Annotated in this window: 14 protein-coding genes; 7 read left to right on the forward strand and 7 right to left on the reverse strand. The window is 39.9% G+C overall.

Translation table 11 applies throughout. The annotated features are described in order from the left end of the window. The gene (gene dapF, locus AB3G38_RS17975) at window positions 1–807 is read right to left on the reverse strand and encodes a diaminopimelate epimerase (RefSeq protein ID WP_367865185.1); all 807 of its coding nucleotides are present in this window, start codon (window positions 805–807) and stop codon (window positions 1–3) included. A gap of 186 nt (window positions 808–993) precedes the next feature. Here dapF and AB3G38_RS17980 point away from each other — a divergent pair, with 186 nt between their 5' ends. From AB3G38_RS17980 to AB3G38_RS17995, 4 genes are all read left to right on the forward strand, one after another. Continuing rightward, window positions 994–2529, forward strand: coding sequence for a Do family serine endopeptidase (locus AB3G38_RS17980; RefSeq protein WP_367865186.1), 1536 nt, complete (start codon window positions 994–996; stop codon window positions 2527–2529). Window positions 2530–2746: 217 nt separating this feature from the next. After that, on the forward strand, window positions 2747–3427 hold the full coding sequence (locus AB3G38_RS17985; RefSeq protein ID WP_367865187.1) for a succinate dehydrogenase cytochrome b subunit: 681 nt from the start codon (window positions 2747–2749) through the stop codon (window positions 3425–3427). Between the two features lie 29 nt (window positions 3428–3456). Continuing rightward, window positions 3457–5436, forward strand: a complete 1980-nt coding sequence (locus AB3G38_RS17990) for a fumarate reductase/succinate dehydrogenase flavoprotein subunit (RefSeq protein ID WP_367865188.1) — start codon at window positions 3457–3459, stop codon at window positions 5434–5436. A gap of 23 nt (window positions 5437–5459) precedes the next feature. Further along, window positions 5460–6230 carry a succinate dehydrogenase/fumarate reductase iron-sulfur subunit gene (locus tag AB3G38_RS17995; protein WP_068404143.1) on the forward strand — a complete coding sequence of 257 codons (771 nt, stop codon included), beginning with the start codon at window positions 5460–5462 and terminating at the stop codon, window positions 6228–6230. A gap of 79 nt (window positions 6231–6309) precedes the next feature. Here AB3G38_RS17995 and AB3G38_RS18000 read toward each other — a convergent pair whose 3' ends face one another. From AB3G38_RS18000 to AB3G38_RS18010, 3 genes are all read right to left on the reverse strand, one after another. Further along, window positions 6310–8145 (reverse strand): TonB family protein, encoded by a 1836-nt coding sequence (locus tag AB3G38_RS18000; RefSeq protein ID WP_367865189.1) that lies wholly within the window; start codon window positions 8143–8145, stop codon window positions 6310–6312. Next, the gene (locus tag AB3G38_RS18005; RefSeq protein WP_367865190.1) at window positions 8142–8519 is read right to left on the reverse strand and encodes a BlaI/MecI/CopY family transcriptional regulator; all 378 of its coding nucleotides are present in this window, start codon (window positions 8517–8519) and stop codon (window positions 8142–8144) included. Before AB3G38_RS18005 ends, AB3G38_RS18000 begins: the two co-directional genes overlap by 4 nt. 165 nt (window positions 8520–8684) lie before the next feature. Next, window positions 8685–8972 carry a hypothetical protein gene (locus tag AB3G38_RS18010; protein ID WP_367865191.1) on the reverse strand — a complete coding sequence of 96 codons (288 nt, stop codon included), beginning with the start codon at window positions 8970–8972 and terminating at the stop codon, window positions 8685–8687. A gap of 238 nt (window positions 8973–9210) precedes the next feature. Here AB3G38_RS18010 and AB3G38_RS18015 point away from each other — a divergent pair, with 238 nt between their 5' ends. Next, entirely contained in the window at window positions 9211–10236 is a 1026-nt protein-coding gene (locus AB3G38_RS18015) for a sensor histidine kinase (protein ID WP_367865192.1), read from the forward strand. Between the two features lie 18 nt (window positions 10237–10254). Then, window positions 10255–11004, forward strand: coding sequence for a LytR/AlgR family response regulator transcription factor (locus AB3G38_RS18020; protein WP_367865193.1), 750 nt, complete (start codon window positions 10255–10257; stop codon window positions 11002–11004). A gap of 33 nt (window positions 11005–11037) precedes the next feature. Here the strand turns inward: AB3G38_RS18020 and AB3G38_RS18025 are convergent, their stop codons facing one another. After that, on the reverse strand, window positions 11038–11772 hold the full coding sequence (locus AB3G38_RS18025; RefSeq protein WP_367865194.1) for a lysophospholipid acyltransferase family protein: 735 nt from the start codon (window positions 11770–11772) through the stop codon (window positions 11038–11040). Between the two features lie 6 nt (window positions 11773–11778). Further along, a complete protein-coding gene (locus AB3G38_RS18030; protein WP_367865195.1) occupies window positions 11779–12333 on the reverse strand; it encodes an NUDIX domain-containing protein in 555 nt (184 codons plus the stop codon). 69 nt (window positions 12334–12402) lie between these two features. Here AB3G38_RS18030 and AB3G38_RS18035 point away from each other — a divergent pair, with 69 nt between their 5' ends. Continuing rightward, window positions 12403–12789 carry a hypothetical protein gene (locus tag AB3G38_RS18035; RefSeq protein WP_367865196.1) on the forward strand — a complete coding sequence of 129 codons (387 nt, stop codon included), beginning with the start codon at window positions 12403–12405 and terminating at the stop codon, window positions 12787–12789. A 358-nt stretch (window positions 12790–13147) separates the two neighbouring features. Here the strand turns inward: AB3G38_RS18035 and AB3G38_RS18040 are convergent, their stop codons facing one another. After that, on the reverse strand, window positions 13148–13360 hold the full coding sequence (locus AB3G38_RS18040; protein ID WP_367865197.1) for a hypothetical protein: 213 nt from the start codon (window positions 13358–13360) through the stop codon (window positions 13148–13150). Window positions 13361–13964 lie beyond the last annotated feature (604 nt).

The following is a 13964-nucleotide window of genomic DNA, read 5'->3' on the forward strand; positions in this document are numbered from 1 at the left end:
TTAATATTTTCCTTCGAAAACCAGTTCTGCCGGGCCGCATAAAAATACTTTGGTGAATTCATGTCCGTCATACTGGAAGCCAACACGAAGGTTTCCGCCCAGTACTTCTATCTCGGTTACCTGGCTGCCGGTTTTTCCATGATGTTTAGCCATAGCCAGTGCAACAGCAGTAACCCCGGTTCCGCACGCAAAAGTTTCGTCTTCTACGCCACGTTCAAAAGTGCGTATAAACAGATGGTCACCTTTGTCTTCTACGAAATTTACATTAATTCCGTCTTTTTTATAAGTCGCATTGTTACGGATCATGGTGCCTTGTTTAAAGACATCCATTTCTTTAAGTGCAGTGACCTGTGTTACATAGTGCGGAGAACCTGTATTGAGTACATAAGCTTCCCCGTCTCTGCCAATTTGATATACATCGATCATTTGCAGATCAACCCAGTTCCCTTTCTCTGAAATTTTGGCATAATGAGGGCCGTCAACTGCCAGAAAGTTAGTTTGCGTGTCTATAATGCCTAAATGTTTAGCGAAGGCTACGATACATCTTCCCCCGTTTCCACACATGCTGCCCAGGTTTCCGTCTGCATTGAAATAAAGCATTTCAAAATCGTATGCTGAGTGACTCTGAAGCAGCATTAAACCGTCTGCACCAATACCAAAACGCCTGTCACACAGTTGGTGAACAAGATTATTATCCTTATATTGAAATGTTTGGAGACGGTTATCGATTAAAACAAAATCATTGCCTGCACCCTGATATTTATAGAAATGTAGTTTTGACGGATCAGTGGGGTTGGTATTTAACATTTTTTAACAATTAAGAGATGTTTCAATGACACAAATATCGTTGTATTGGTATTAACTTTGAGTCATACGAACAAAAGAAATACACATCAATGAAATTTGCATGAGTTTTAATGCTCAAATTAATGAATTAAGTTAAGCCTGTGCAAGCTTTGATACCATTAAATACATAAATTAACAAACATACTGATGAAAAAAATAGCATTCATAGTTTTAGCTGCATTCATTGGAGGTGCAGTAGCAATTGGCGGTTATAAAATGTTTGAACGCAGTACAAGCGGAATGACATTGACTGAAAAGCAAAATGTTCTTTTTGCAAGTAACCCGGTAAAAATTTCTTCAACGGGGGCAGTTGACTTCGTTCAGGCTGCGGCGGCGGTTTCCCCGGCGGTAGTACATATCAGAACAACATTTAAGGCAGAAGGCTCAGACGGAGGAGGCTCGGGCTCTCCGATGGATATGATGGAAGAATTCTTCGGCGGCCGTGGAGGCAGAAGGTCACGTGCGCCAAGGGCCGCTTCTGGTTCGGGTGTGATCTTAACACCTGATGGTTATATTGTAACCAATAACCACGTGGTAGACAATGCAGATAAAATTCAGGTAGTGCTTTCAGACCGCCGTAAAGTAGAAGCTAAGGTAATTGGCAGAGATCCGAATACAGACCTTGCTTTAATCAAAGTAGATGCTTCAGATTTACCAGTAGTAAAAATGGGTAACTCTGATAATGTTCAGGTGGGAGAATGGGTATTGGCTGTAGGCTTCCCATTGGATTTACAAACTACGGTAACCGCTGGTATTGTCAGTGCTAAATCCCGTGCAATCGGTATTTTAAACAGAGATCAGCAGCCTACTGAAGAGGAATATGAAGAATATCAGCGTACAGGTAAAGCACCAGCAAGAACAAACAGTGCAATTGAGTCTTATATTCAGACTGATGCAGCCATTAACCCTGGAAACAGTGGTGGTGCACTAGTGAATGCAAACGGTGAGCTGATTGGAATCAATGCAGCAATCGCTTCTCAAACGGGTACAAATGAAGGATATGGATTTGCTATTCCTGTAAACCTTGCTAAAAAAATCTTAGAAGATTTCAAAAAATACGGCAGTGTAAAACGCGGTTATGTAGGGGTTACTTTCCAGGAATTGAATGCTGATGCAGCAGAAAATCTGAAAATCAGTGATGTTTCAGGTCTGTATGTAAATGATGTGATGCCAAATGGTGGTGGCGCAGCTGCAGGAATTAAAAAAGGAGATATCATCAAAAAAGTAGAAGGCAGAGAAGTTTTTGCTTCCCCTGATCTTCAGGAAAAAATTGGTCGCATGAGTCCTGGTGATAAAGTGCAGCTGACTATTTCCAGAGATGGCAAAGAGCAGAACGTAAACGTTACTTTGAAAGGTGATGAAAGCTTAAATAAAGCAAAAACTCTGGTTGCTGCAAAAACAACAGGTACAACAATGAGTAAACTGGGTGCTTCATTTGCACCAGCTTCACCAGCAATCAAAGCTAAATTTGGTGTTAAAAACGGAGTTGTAGTAACAGGTGTTGAGCCTGGTAAGGCATTTGATAACCTGGATATCCCAAAAGGATTGTTAGTGACCAGTATCAATGGGAAACCAGTAAACAGTGCTAAAGATGTGGAGGCAGCATTGCCAACTTCTAAAAACGGAAAGACAACTGTAGCGGGAATCGGACCTAATGGAAATTACACTTTCAGTTTTAACTAAAGCATAGGATTTTAAATTTAATGACGGGAAGCAACCACAATTGCTTCCCGTTTTTTTATGCCCTGTAGTTTGTGTAATTTGCACAATAACCCCCTGAAACTATAAAACTTAGAACGTTTCTAAATAGTTTATTTATTGATTTTAACTGGAATTCTTGTATAAATTAAGTCATTTATTAAATACTTTTGCAGGAATAGAACTCAAAAATATAAATCTAATGGCTAGTTTCGGAAACGCTTTTTCCTCGTCTATAGGAAAAAAACTAATAATGGGTATCACCGGCCTGTTTCTTATTTTATTTCTAATTGTGCATTGCTTTATCAATTCGTTGATATTCCTGAATGACGGTGGATTAACATTCAATCTTGGGGCTCACTTTATGGCTACAAACTGGTTAATCAGAGGGTCAGAAGTTATACTGATGATTGGTTTGCTTTTACACATTGTACAGGGCCTTCGTCTGACTTTTCAAAATCAGGCTTCCCGTCCGGTAAAATATGCAGTGAATGACGGAAATGCAAATAGTAAGTGGTACTCCCGCTCCATGGGATTATTAGGGACATTATTGTTAATCTTCCTGATTGTGCATTTATCTAATTTCTGGGTAGTATCTCGTTTTACAGGTATCCCTACAACAGATTCAAATGGACATGAAGATTTGTTCGCAGTAATGAGAGAGACTTTTCAAAATGTTTGGATCGTGGTTTTATATGTCCTTGCAATGGCATCTTTAGCTTACCATTTATTACATGGTTTCGCTTCTGCATTCCAGACCTTAGGATGGAACCACAAAAAGTATAGTCCGCTGATCAAAGGATTTGGTGTATGGTATTCGATTATCATCGCCTTACTTTTTGCAGCTATGCCTATTGCAGTGCATACAGGACTTATTAAATAAAATTTCGAACGTATAAAACGCTAAATAAAATGGCAGATTTTAATGCAAATATACCGGAAGGGGAACTGACCGTGAAATGGACTAAGCTGAGGTCTTCAATGCCTCTGGTTAATCCGGCGAATAAAAGAAGTATAGAAATTATAGTAGTAGGTTCAGGACTTGCAGGTGCTTCGGCAGCAGCAACCCTTGCCGAAATGGGATATAAAGTTAAATGTTTTTGTTTCCAGGATTCACCGAGAAGAGCACACTCTATTGCAGCTCAGGGTGGTATCAATGCAGCAAAAAATTATCAGAATGATGGTGACAGTGTTTACCGTTTATTTTACGATACCATTAAAGGTGGTGATTACCGCTCCCGTGAAGCTAACGTTCACCGTTTAGCTGAGGTCAGTGCGAATATCATTGACCAGTGTGTGGCTCAGGGAGTTCCTCTGGCAAGAGAGTATGGTGGTTTACTGGATAACCGTTCATTCGGTGGTACTCAGGTTCAGCGTACGTTTTATGCTGCCGGACAAACAGGCCAGCAGTTATTACTAGGTGCTTACAGTGCTTTGGAGCGTCAGATTGGTATGGGTAAAGTGGAGATGTTTACCCGTCATGAAATGCTTGACATTGTTAAAATTGAAGGTAAAGCCCGTGGTATTATTGCCCGTAACTTAATTACAGGTGAACTGGAACGTCACTTCGGCCATGCGGTATTGTTAGGAACTGGTGGTTACGGAAACGTATTCTATCTTTCTACCAATGCGATGGGAAGTAATGTGACTGCTGCCTGGAAAGCACACAAAAAAGGAGCTTTCTTTGGTAATCCTTGTTTTACCCAGATTCACCCTACATGTATCCCGGTATCGGGAGATCACCAATCGAAATTAACCCTGATGTCTGAGTCATTACGTAATGACGGACGTATCTGGGTTTCCAAGAAAAAAGATGATCAGCGTATAGCAACAGATATTCCTGAAGAGGAAAGAGATTATTATTTAGAGCGTCGTTATCCTGCTTTCGGTAACCTTGTACCACGTGACGTGGCTTCAAGAGCTGCCAAAGAGCGTTGTGACGCTGGTTATGGTGTTGGTGTATCAAAACTGGCTGTATACCTGGATTTCAAAGCAAATACAGAGCGTTATGGACGTATTGAGGCCTCAGTACACAATATCCACAATCCGGATAAAGAAACCTGCATGCGCTTAGGCCGTGAGGTGATCAAAGAGAAATACGGAAACTTGTTTGACATGTACAAACAGATTACCGGTGAAGATCCTTATGAATTACCAATGCGTATTTATCCTGCAGTTCACTATACAATGGGCGGACTTTGGGTAGATTATAACCTGATGACTACTGTGCCGGGCTTATATGCTTTAGGTGAAGCTAACTTCTCTGATCATGGTGCTAACCGTTTAGGTGCTTCTGCTTTGATGCAGGGACTTGCGGATGGTTACTTTGTAATCCCTTATACTATCGGTTCTTATATTTCTAAAGAGCTGGCTACTAAAGCAATCCCTCTGGATCATCCTGCATTTGTGGAGGCTGAAGCGAGTGTTAAAGCAATACTTGATAAATTTATCTCCATTAAAGGGACTAAATCTGTAGACTACTTCCATAAGAAATTAGGTAAGATCATGTGGGAAAAATGTGGAATGGCCCGTAATGCAAAAGGACTTTCTGAGGCGATTGTGGAAATACAGCAATTGCGTAAAGATTTCTGGTCTGATGTACGTGTCCCTGGTTCAACAGATGAATTCAATCCTGAGTTGGAAAAAGCTGGCCGTGTGGCTGACTTTATCGAATTAGGTGAGCTGATGTGTATGGATGCATTGAACAGAAATGAATCATGCGGAGGTCACTTCAGAGAAGAATATCAGACTGAAGAAGGTGAAGCCTTAAGAGATGATGAAAACTATGCTTACGTATCTGCATGGGAATACAAGGATGATGTTAAGTTTGAACTTCATAAAGAAGAGCTGAAATTCGAGAACATCAAAATTGCACAAAGAAGTTATAAATAATCTAGTACTAAAATCTCAATACCATGAGTACAGGAAATATGAATTTAACGCTGAAAATCTGGCGTCAGAAGAATAACAAAGCCAAAGGTAATTTGGTAGACTACAAAATATCAGAAATTTCTCCTGATATGTCTTTCTTAGAAATGTTCGACGTTTTAAATGAGCAGCTAATTAATAAAGGTGAAGAGCCGGTAGTTTTCGACCATGATTGCAGAGAAGGTATTTGCGGTGCATGTTCAATGTATATTAATGGAAGACCACATGGACCAAAAGAAGGTATTACTACCTGTCAGTTGCACATGCGTTCTTTCAAAGATGGTGATACCATTGTGGTAGAACCGTGGAGAGCGAAGGCTTTTCCAGTCATTAAAGATTTAACGGTAGATCGTACTGCATTCGATAGAATTATTGCAGCAGGAGGGTTTATTTCGGTAAATACGGGTAATGCGCAAGATGCGAATGCACTGCCAATCCCTAAGTTCCAGGCAGATTTAGCTTTCGAGGCTGCGGCTTGTATAGGTTGCGGTGCTTGTGTGGCTACTTGTAAAAATGCATCTGCGATGTTATTTACTTCAGCTAAGATTTCTCAATTGGCTTTATTGCCTCAGGGTCAGCCAGAGCGTTACCGCCGTGTACAAAGTATGGTTGCGCAGATGGATGCTGAAGGATTTGGTAACTGTACCAATACCGGTGCTTGTGAGGCTGAATGTCCTAAAGGAATTTCTTTAGAGAATATTGCAAGAATGAACAGAGACTTTTATTCCGCAAAATTTGTTTCTGAGGAAGAAGTTTAATAGATTTAGACAACGAGACAAGGATTTAACACAGAACCCCGGCTATAATGGCAGGGGTTTTGTGTTAAATCCTTGTTTTTTATCCCTTCTTTTTAGTGGTGATCACGATCACTCCATTCTCCCCATCTTTACCATAAAGTGTTATCGCTTTTTCCCCTTTGAAAACATTGATGCTTTCAATATCATCAGGGGCTATAGTTTCCAGGGCAGATTTACCTGCAGCCTTCTTCCCATCTATAATGTATAATGCATTTTCAGGTGGTCCGGATTGTACAGGAGAAGGTGAATCTTTTTGAGCTGAAGAAGTTGTAAAAGAGATAGGCAGATTATATTTAACCCGTACTGGTGTCCTATCCTGATAGCCTGGCGTCCATTTTGGAGATTCTTTCAAAAGTCTGACAGCCTCTTCATCAGTTCCTCCTCCAAGACCCTGTTCTACTTTGATGTCATTCAGTTTTCCGTCTTTTTCTACGATAAATGATACAAATACTTTTCCCTGTATATTGTTTTTTAAAGCTTCAGCCGGGTATTTAACATTTTTACGGAGATAGGCGTAAAACATCGTTATTCCGCCCGGGAAATCAGGTTGTTTAGTTATAGAAACGAAATCATAGACCTTAGCAGGATCATTTTCCGGCACTTTACTGTTGTAACCAGTTATTGTAATTAATTTCAAAGGTTTATATCCCTTTAATGTAATATCAGCTTTATTTTTTAGCGGTGTATTTGCACCAGCAAGTCTGAAAGCTACTGTAATCGTAAATTGGCCATTCTCAGTTGATTTGAAGCCATCAAAAGCTGAAATAGCTCTGATCACTTCTGTATCGCATCCTTCACCGAGCTGTGCACCAGTACTGATGCTTTTAAGCGCGCCATTTTGCAGGGTAAATTTAATGTGAACATCCCCTTGTAATTGATTATGATAAGCTTCAGCGGGATATTTAATGCTTTTAGCTAAGTACGTATAAAGGGGAGTCCATTTACTGGTTTGCTCCATACTGATACTGTTCGTATTGGACAGTGTTAAAGCTGTTATAAGAGCTTCCGGAGTTGAAACTGGTGCTTCAATCTTTTCTGCAACAGTTTTCAGGTTTTCATTTTTACTGATCGCCGCTGAAGAGAACAGTAAAGTAATTGCGAACAGTGGTAAAAACAGGCCATATTTCAATATCGCTGTTTTAGTAGAACGTTGTTTGTTGAGCATAATAATTCGTTTTTTAAGCATTGATTTATTGAAAAAACTATTGGTTAGTACGTGTTGGCCGACTCCCATGGCCTGACTTAAAATCAGCAGGGCATAACTTTCTTTGTCCCCCTGAAAACGGGCAGCCTCTTCATCAGCCAGGTATTCGTGAATATGTTTTACTGTAGTTTTATATAAATAGATAACAGGGTTGCACCAGGCCAGGACTCCAAGTAATTCGAAAAATAAAACATCGAATGTATGATACTGACGAATATGGATATCTTCATGCTTTTCGATCGTATCCCATCCCGGGATTGCCGGATCAATTACTTTTTTACCAAAAAATGAAAAAGCCATATCCGCAGGGTTCGCACTGAGTAGTTTTCTAACAGTAAACAGCTGGAAAATAAGCCGGCAAAGGAAGAATAGGATGCCAATCAGATAAATTATTGCAAGTGCTTCAATCAGGCTGAACGGTTGATTTTCATCAGGTGCAATGGTGCCTTGTGACATCATCATATCTATGCTGATTTTAATCTGGTGTGCGGCAGGCTGTCTGACAAACCATTCTGGTCTTAAAAATGGAATAATCAAAGAAAGTGCACCCGCAGTAATCAGGTAGATCCTGTTCAGTACAAAGTAGGTTTCTTTAGCCAGTAGCAAGCTGTAAAATGCGTAAAATATAACCAGGTATATATTTACTTGCAGGAGGTAGTGGGCCCAGGTCATTTCGTTTTGTTTTTAAGTTTGCTGATCATTTTAAGAATTTCATCCACATCACTTACATCCATCTTCTCTTCCTTTACAAAAAAGGAGAACATGCTTTCTACTGAATTTTCAAAATAACCTCCGAGTAGTTTTTCTGTAGCATGTCGTTTATAATCTTCTTTAGATACCAGCGCGTGATACTGATGTGATTTCCCAAAGGCTTCATGTCCAATGAATCCTTTCGCTTCCAATATCCTGATAATGGTCGATACGGTGTTATAGGCTGGTTTTGGTTCTGGCAGAAAATCCATCACATCTTTGACAAATCCTTTCTCAATTTGCCAGATAATCTGCATGATTTGTTCTTCAGCTTTTGTCAGATCTTTAATTTCCATAGGGCTTATATTTTATTGGTTAGATTGAAACTAAAACATTAGTTATATAAATGTATGAACTAATTGTTTAGTTTCAAAGAATAAAAGCAAAAAAAAATGGTGACCATCCAATCACCATTTTTTTAACTATTAACTAAAAACTAAATTCTTGAGAAAAGGGAAAGTTTATCTTCCCTGGTACGCTGTAATTTTCGCAACTTCATTTGCGGGTGCAGCTTTAGCAGTGATTTCACCACCTCTGGTCATATTGGAAGAACCTGTCAGGGCAAAAATCATCATTACAAAAACTGGAATCAACAATAATATAAAAGGAGAGACATTCGTTAATTTTTTCATTGTATAAGAGATTATATTATTTGCTATATTATTTAAGGTGTTGATTTCTGATTTATAGGAAACAGACAAGCTATTGTTTACAGTTGTGCCGATGTATTGAAGAGATGCTGTTTTCATATTTGTTTCGTTTTGATGAAACAAATAGACTTATAAAATTAATCTTGTGAAAATGTATTATACCAATTGGATATAATTATAGATCAACGGGTTATTTTGCCAATAATCGGGGAATATCTTATTTTCGGGCGTTGGTAGAAAAAAAAAGCCAGTTCGTCGAAACCTACGGCTTAAAAACGTTACTTTCATTACTTTGAGGGGTCACTAAAGCTGGCTTCAGTTTAAAACAATAATTCAAATGAAGGATAAAAGAGCATTGATTGTACATTCTGTTTACTGGCTGTTTCTGGGTATAATTATGGCCCTGATCATATTTTTCGGCAAAGAGCGGATGACTAAGGAATACATTCTGGTGGGGATCTGCTATTTTTCGATTATCAATATTTCTATATTTTATATTAACTACACGCTTCTTATCCCTCAGTTGCTGAAAAAATACTGGATTTATGTACTTTCCATTGTGGCATTGATTGTGGTCATGATGTTTTTAAAAACCGGACTTGCCTTGCTTTACCGGGATGTGATGCTGGAACAGACGAATCCTAAAACCGGGGTCACCACTCACACAGACCTCAATCTTTACATGATCAGTTCGGTATTTATCTCTGGATTCTTCATCATTTCCAGTTGTCTGATCAAGTTCATGCTGGACTGGTTTAGTCATATCCGCATTCAGCGCAGTCTGGAAACAGAGCGCAAAGACATGGAATTGCAATTCCTAAAATCTCAGCTTAATCCGCATTTCCTGTTCAACTCTTTAAATAATATCTATTCACTGGCCTATCAGAAATCTGATAAAACGGCTGATGCTATTTTAAAGCTGGCAGAGATCATGCGTTATATGATCTATGAAAGTAATGATAGCTGGGTAGCTTTGAGTAAGGAGATTGAATATGTACAAAGCTATATTGAACTTCAGAAACTAAGATTTAAAAATGGTGCGTCCGTGGAGATGACCCTGAACGGAGAAATCGATGATCAGCAGATCATTCCTTTAATCTTGATTTCCTTCGTGGAAAATGCCTTCAAACACGGAGTGGCGAACGATCCGAAAGATCCAATCCGGATTAATATTATTGCAAACCAGAAAATATTGCACTTCAGTATTACGAACAAGAAAAGTAATGGAAATAAAGATGAAGTAGGAGGAGTGGGCCTGAATAACGTAGAGCGCCGCTTACAATTACTTTATCCCGAAAGGTATAAGTTAAATATTGTAAATTCGGCTACCCACTATACCAGTGAGTTGATGCTTGACATATAAAAAGATAAAATTATTACGATGACACTAAAATGTATAGCTGTAGATGATGAGCCATTAGCGCTTGATATCATTGAGGATTACGTCTCAAAAGTGCCCTTTTTGGAGCTGGTGACAAGAACTGAGAATGCCATTGAAGCTTTACAGCTTGTTCAGGCTGGCGGAATAGACCTGGTATTTCTGGATATTCAGATGCCTGACCTGACGGGTATTCAATTCCTTAAAATTGCCAATAACAAAGCTAAATACATCCTGACAACCGCTTACTCTCAATATGCGCTGGAGAGTTATGACTTAAACGTTTCTGACTATTTGCTGAAGCCCATTGCCTTTGACCGTTTTTATAAGGCCGTAGAAAAAGTCCATAACCAGCATAAAAGTAATACTGAAACAGTAGTCGTTGCCACACCAGCACCATTGGTAGCTCCCGTTGCGGCTGCAATTCAGCCTGTTCAGGATTTCATTTTTGTGAAGACCGAGCATAAAATTCAAAAAATTGAACTTGGCGATATCCTTTACATCGAAGGATTGAAAGACTATATCTCTATTTTCACAAAGAATGAGCGGGTAATCACCCTGCAGAACATGAAAAAAATGGAAGAAACACTGCCATCCACACAATTTATCAGGGTACATAAATCTTATATCATTGCGCTCGATAAGATCGAAAGCATAGAACGCAGCCGGATAACCATCTGCGGAAAGATTATCCCCATAGGAGACACCTATCGTGATGAGTTTTTCAAACGGATAGAGAATAAAAATATCTAGGAGACACCTGGGATTATTGACCTCAAAGCCGGATTATTGATTCAGGAACTTTCTGATCGCCCGTTCGGCTGCCAGTGTTAATTCTTCCGGGTTTAGTCCTTTGGTTGGAACAGGGGGAAGAACAGTCCATCTGATCTGCTCTCCGCAACTTAGCGGAAAAGCCCCATACTGAACAATCTTCCATGAATTTTCGATTGCGATCGGAACAATAAGCGCATCAGGAGCTGTTTTCAATAAAGTGGCAATCCCTCCAACATGGAAAGGTTTCATCAGGCCGTCCTTAGCCCTGGTACCCTCCGCAAAGATCATTGCCGACCAATTGTTCTCCTTCATCCTTCTGCCGAGCTTAATAATCTCAGAAACGGCCTGTTTACTATCCTTGCGATTAATATTTGCCCCACCCCCATACTTCAGATTAAAAGAGATCGAAGGAATACCCTTAGTCAGTTCAATCTTGGAGATAAACTTCACATGGTGCCGCTTCAAAAACCAGATAATCCCCGGAATATCATACATGCTCTGGTGATTGGCCACAAAAATAATTGGTCTGTCAACCGGCAACTCCTGTTGATTTACAAACGTTATAGAATTGCCTAAAAATATCTGGCAATACGTCAAAAAGAAATTCAGATAATCAACCGACACTTTATGTGCTTTATAACCAAAAAGGCGAAAACAAACCCATTGAACAGGTTGAAAAACGATCAGGGTCAGGAAAAAGAAAAAGTAAAATACGGGAGTCAGGATATATCCCAGAAATTTGTTCATATAATTCTATAGTTTGCCTTCGAGTAATAATATTTTGGTTTTCAACAATGCTGCAACGCTCATGCTATCGGTAATTCTCCCATCCATAGCCATTTGATAAGCTTCCTCAAAAGGTAACTTCCGTAAAACAAGTTCCTCCGTCTCTTCCGGTTCAGCCTCACCCATGGTCAGGCCCCTTGCAATATAAATGATGGCCAGCTCATTGCTCACCGAATTTGATAAATGCATTCTTTGCACCTCCATCCATTCCGTAGCCATCAACCCAGTTTCCTCCTGCAGCTCACGCTTTGCACTATCCAGCGGTGCTAAGCCCAGCGGGCCGCCCCCTTCCGGAATCTCCCAGCTATAAGCCTTTATCGGAAAACGGTACTGCCCCACAAGCCATGTATTCATGTCCTGATCCAGCGGTAAAATACCAATTGCATAATTCCTGAAATGAACTTCCCCGTAAATACCCTTTCCACCAGAAGGATTAAGAACCTGATGTTCCGTAACCCCAATCCAGTTATTCTCATAAATCTTCTGGCTATCCAGAATAGTCCAGGGATTGTGCTCTTCCATGCCCGCAAGTTACAAAATTTCTAAAAAGTATAACTAACCGCGAACCTAAACCTAAAATCACCTAACAATTTGCAACCTCAACTGTTTTACTACCAATCAACCAAACAACTCAATTATATGTGGGGAGATCAACCATGGGATAACGACCGTGCCGCGGATTGGTACGGTACGATGATGAAAAAAACAGGGCTGGCAGCTCACGTCCGGAAAACCCTGTCAGAAGAACTTCATAAAGACAGTGCTGACGTACTCAGGGCTGCCGCATTCTGTCTCGTACAATTCGGCCGTATTTACATCTGGCCAACCGAGGAGCTCAAAGACGACCTTAAACTTGGAATAGCTGCACTAAAACAAGTCCTTGAAGATGACGAGTACTGTTACTCCATGGAAATCACTGTGGATGTTCGCGCAGAACTCGCGCAACTCGAAGAAAGATTAAACACTTATATCTGGTAAAAGAAACCCAAAGCATTTGTAATAGTGGGGGTATATCATTTTGAAAGCTATTATACCTTAGAAATCTTTCTGTTGGAATCCTTGATATAGTGGATCAGGCTTTTTTCTGACATTCACTTAGCTTATCAAGCTTTTTGTTACCATGCTCCTTAAGCACAGGTTACTTAATATATAGACTATCGTGCTTTGGGATCAAGTGATAAACTTTTGGATCAGGGATTAAATTTCAAGTTTTGGGTTTGATATTTTTTGAGTTCAAAGCAGCTGGTTACGATTCTTTAATCAGCTGATTACTTCCTGATTTTATAGTTCAATTTATCCTTATTAAACGCTCCTGATTACTTTGATAAGAGATCGGTCAACGCTTCGGCGGAATTCTCAGGGGGAGGAAAGATCCTGATTTTTCCAGGCTGGCTACTTTGACGAAAGTTCTCTGATGCCTTTGGGTTTCCATTGCTTGTTTCCTTTTGCCCGGTACAGAACTTTTGAAATAACCTGTACTCCAAACTGCTGCTTTAAAAATGAAATCGTCCAGGATTCCCTTTGAAAATTTACCCGTTAAACTTCTCATAATAAATAAATGCCTTTCCACCAATGTAAGCTATTCGCGTTAAAGATTATCCTGATGCGTAAAAAATGGCCGTAATTGTCCGCAGCTGTCTGCAATTGTCCGCAGTTGTCCGTGGGTTAGTCAAAGGGAAAATTATAATTTCATTCATCTTCAACTAGTTATGGTTTGGTTGTGCCTGAGTGGTGGTCGGGATGACACCAGGTTGTAAACGGGCTTGAACTATGGCAAGTCTAAGTCATTTCAACTAGTTGTTTTGACTTGGACTTGCCATGCTCTCGCGTTACTTTAGCACTGCTCTTACCCTAACGAGTACTCAGGCAGTACTCGGACAGTACCCGGGCAGTACCCGGCCGATATAGCTTTATGATTTGGCTATTTTGAATTTATTTACGAACAGCCCGGCCTTGTTTCCCCTGAGTCATTCCCAGGCAAATTGAAAGCTTTCAGCGCAACTTCCAGAGGCATCAGAGTATCCGTGAAAGCAAAGACTTTCTGTTTAGCGTGTCAAAATTTATGCTTAAAAAAGAGCCTGCTCCACAAGTTTATAACTTGATCCGTGCTTTGTTTTAATAGGTAATCACTTAATTTTAAGCTATCAGTTGCA

Source organism: Pedobacter sp. WC2423 (assembly GCF_040822065.1).
Taxonomy (GTDB): domain Bacteria; phylum Bacteroidota; class Bacteroidia; order Sphingobacteriales; family Sphingobacteriaceae; genus Pedobacter.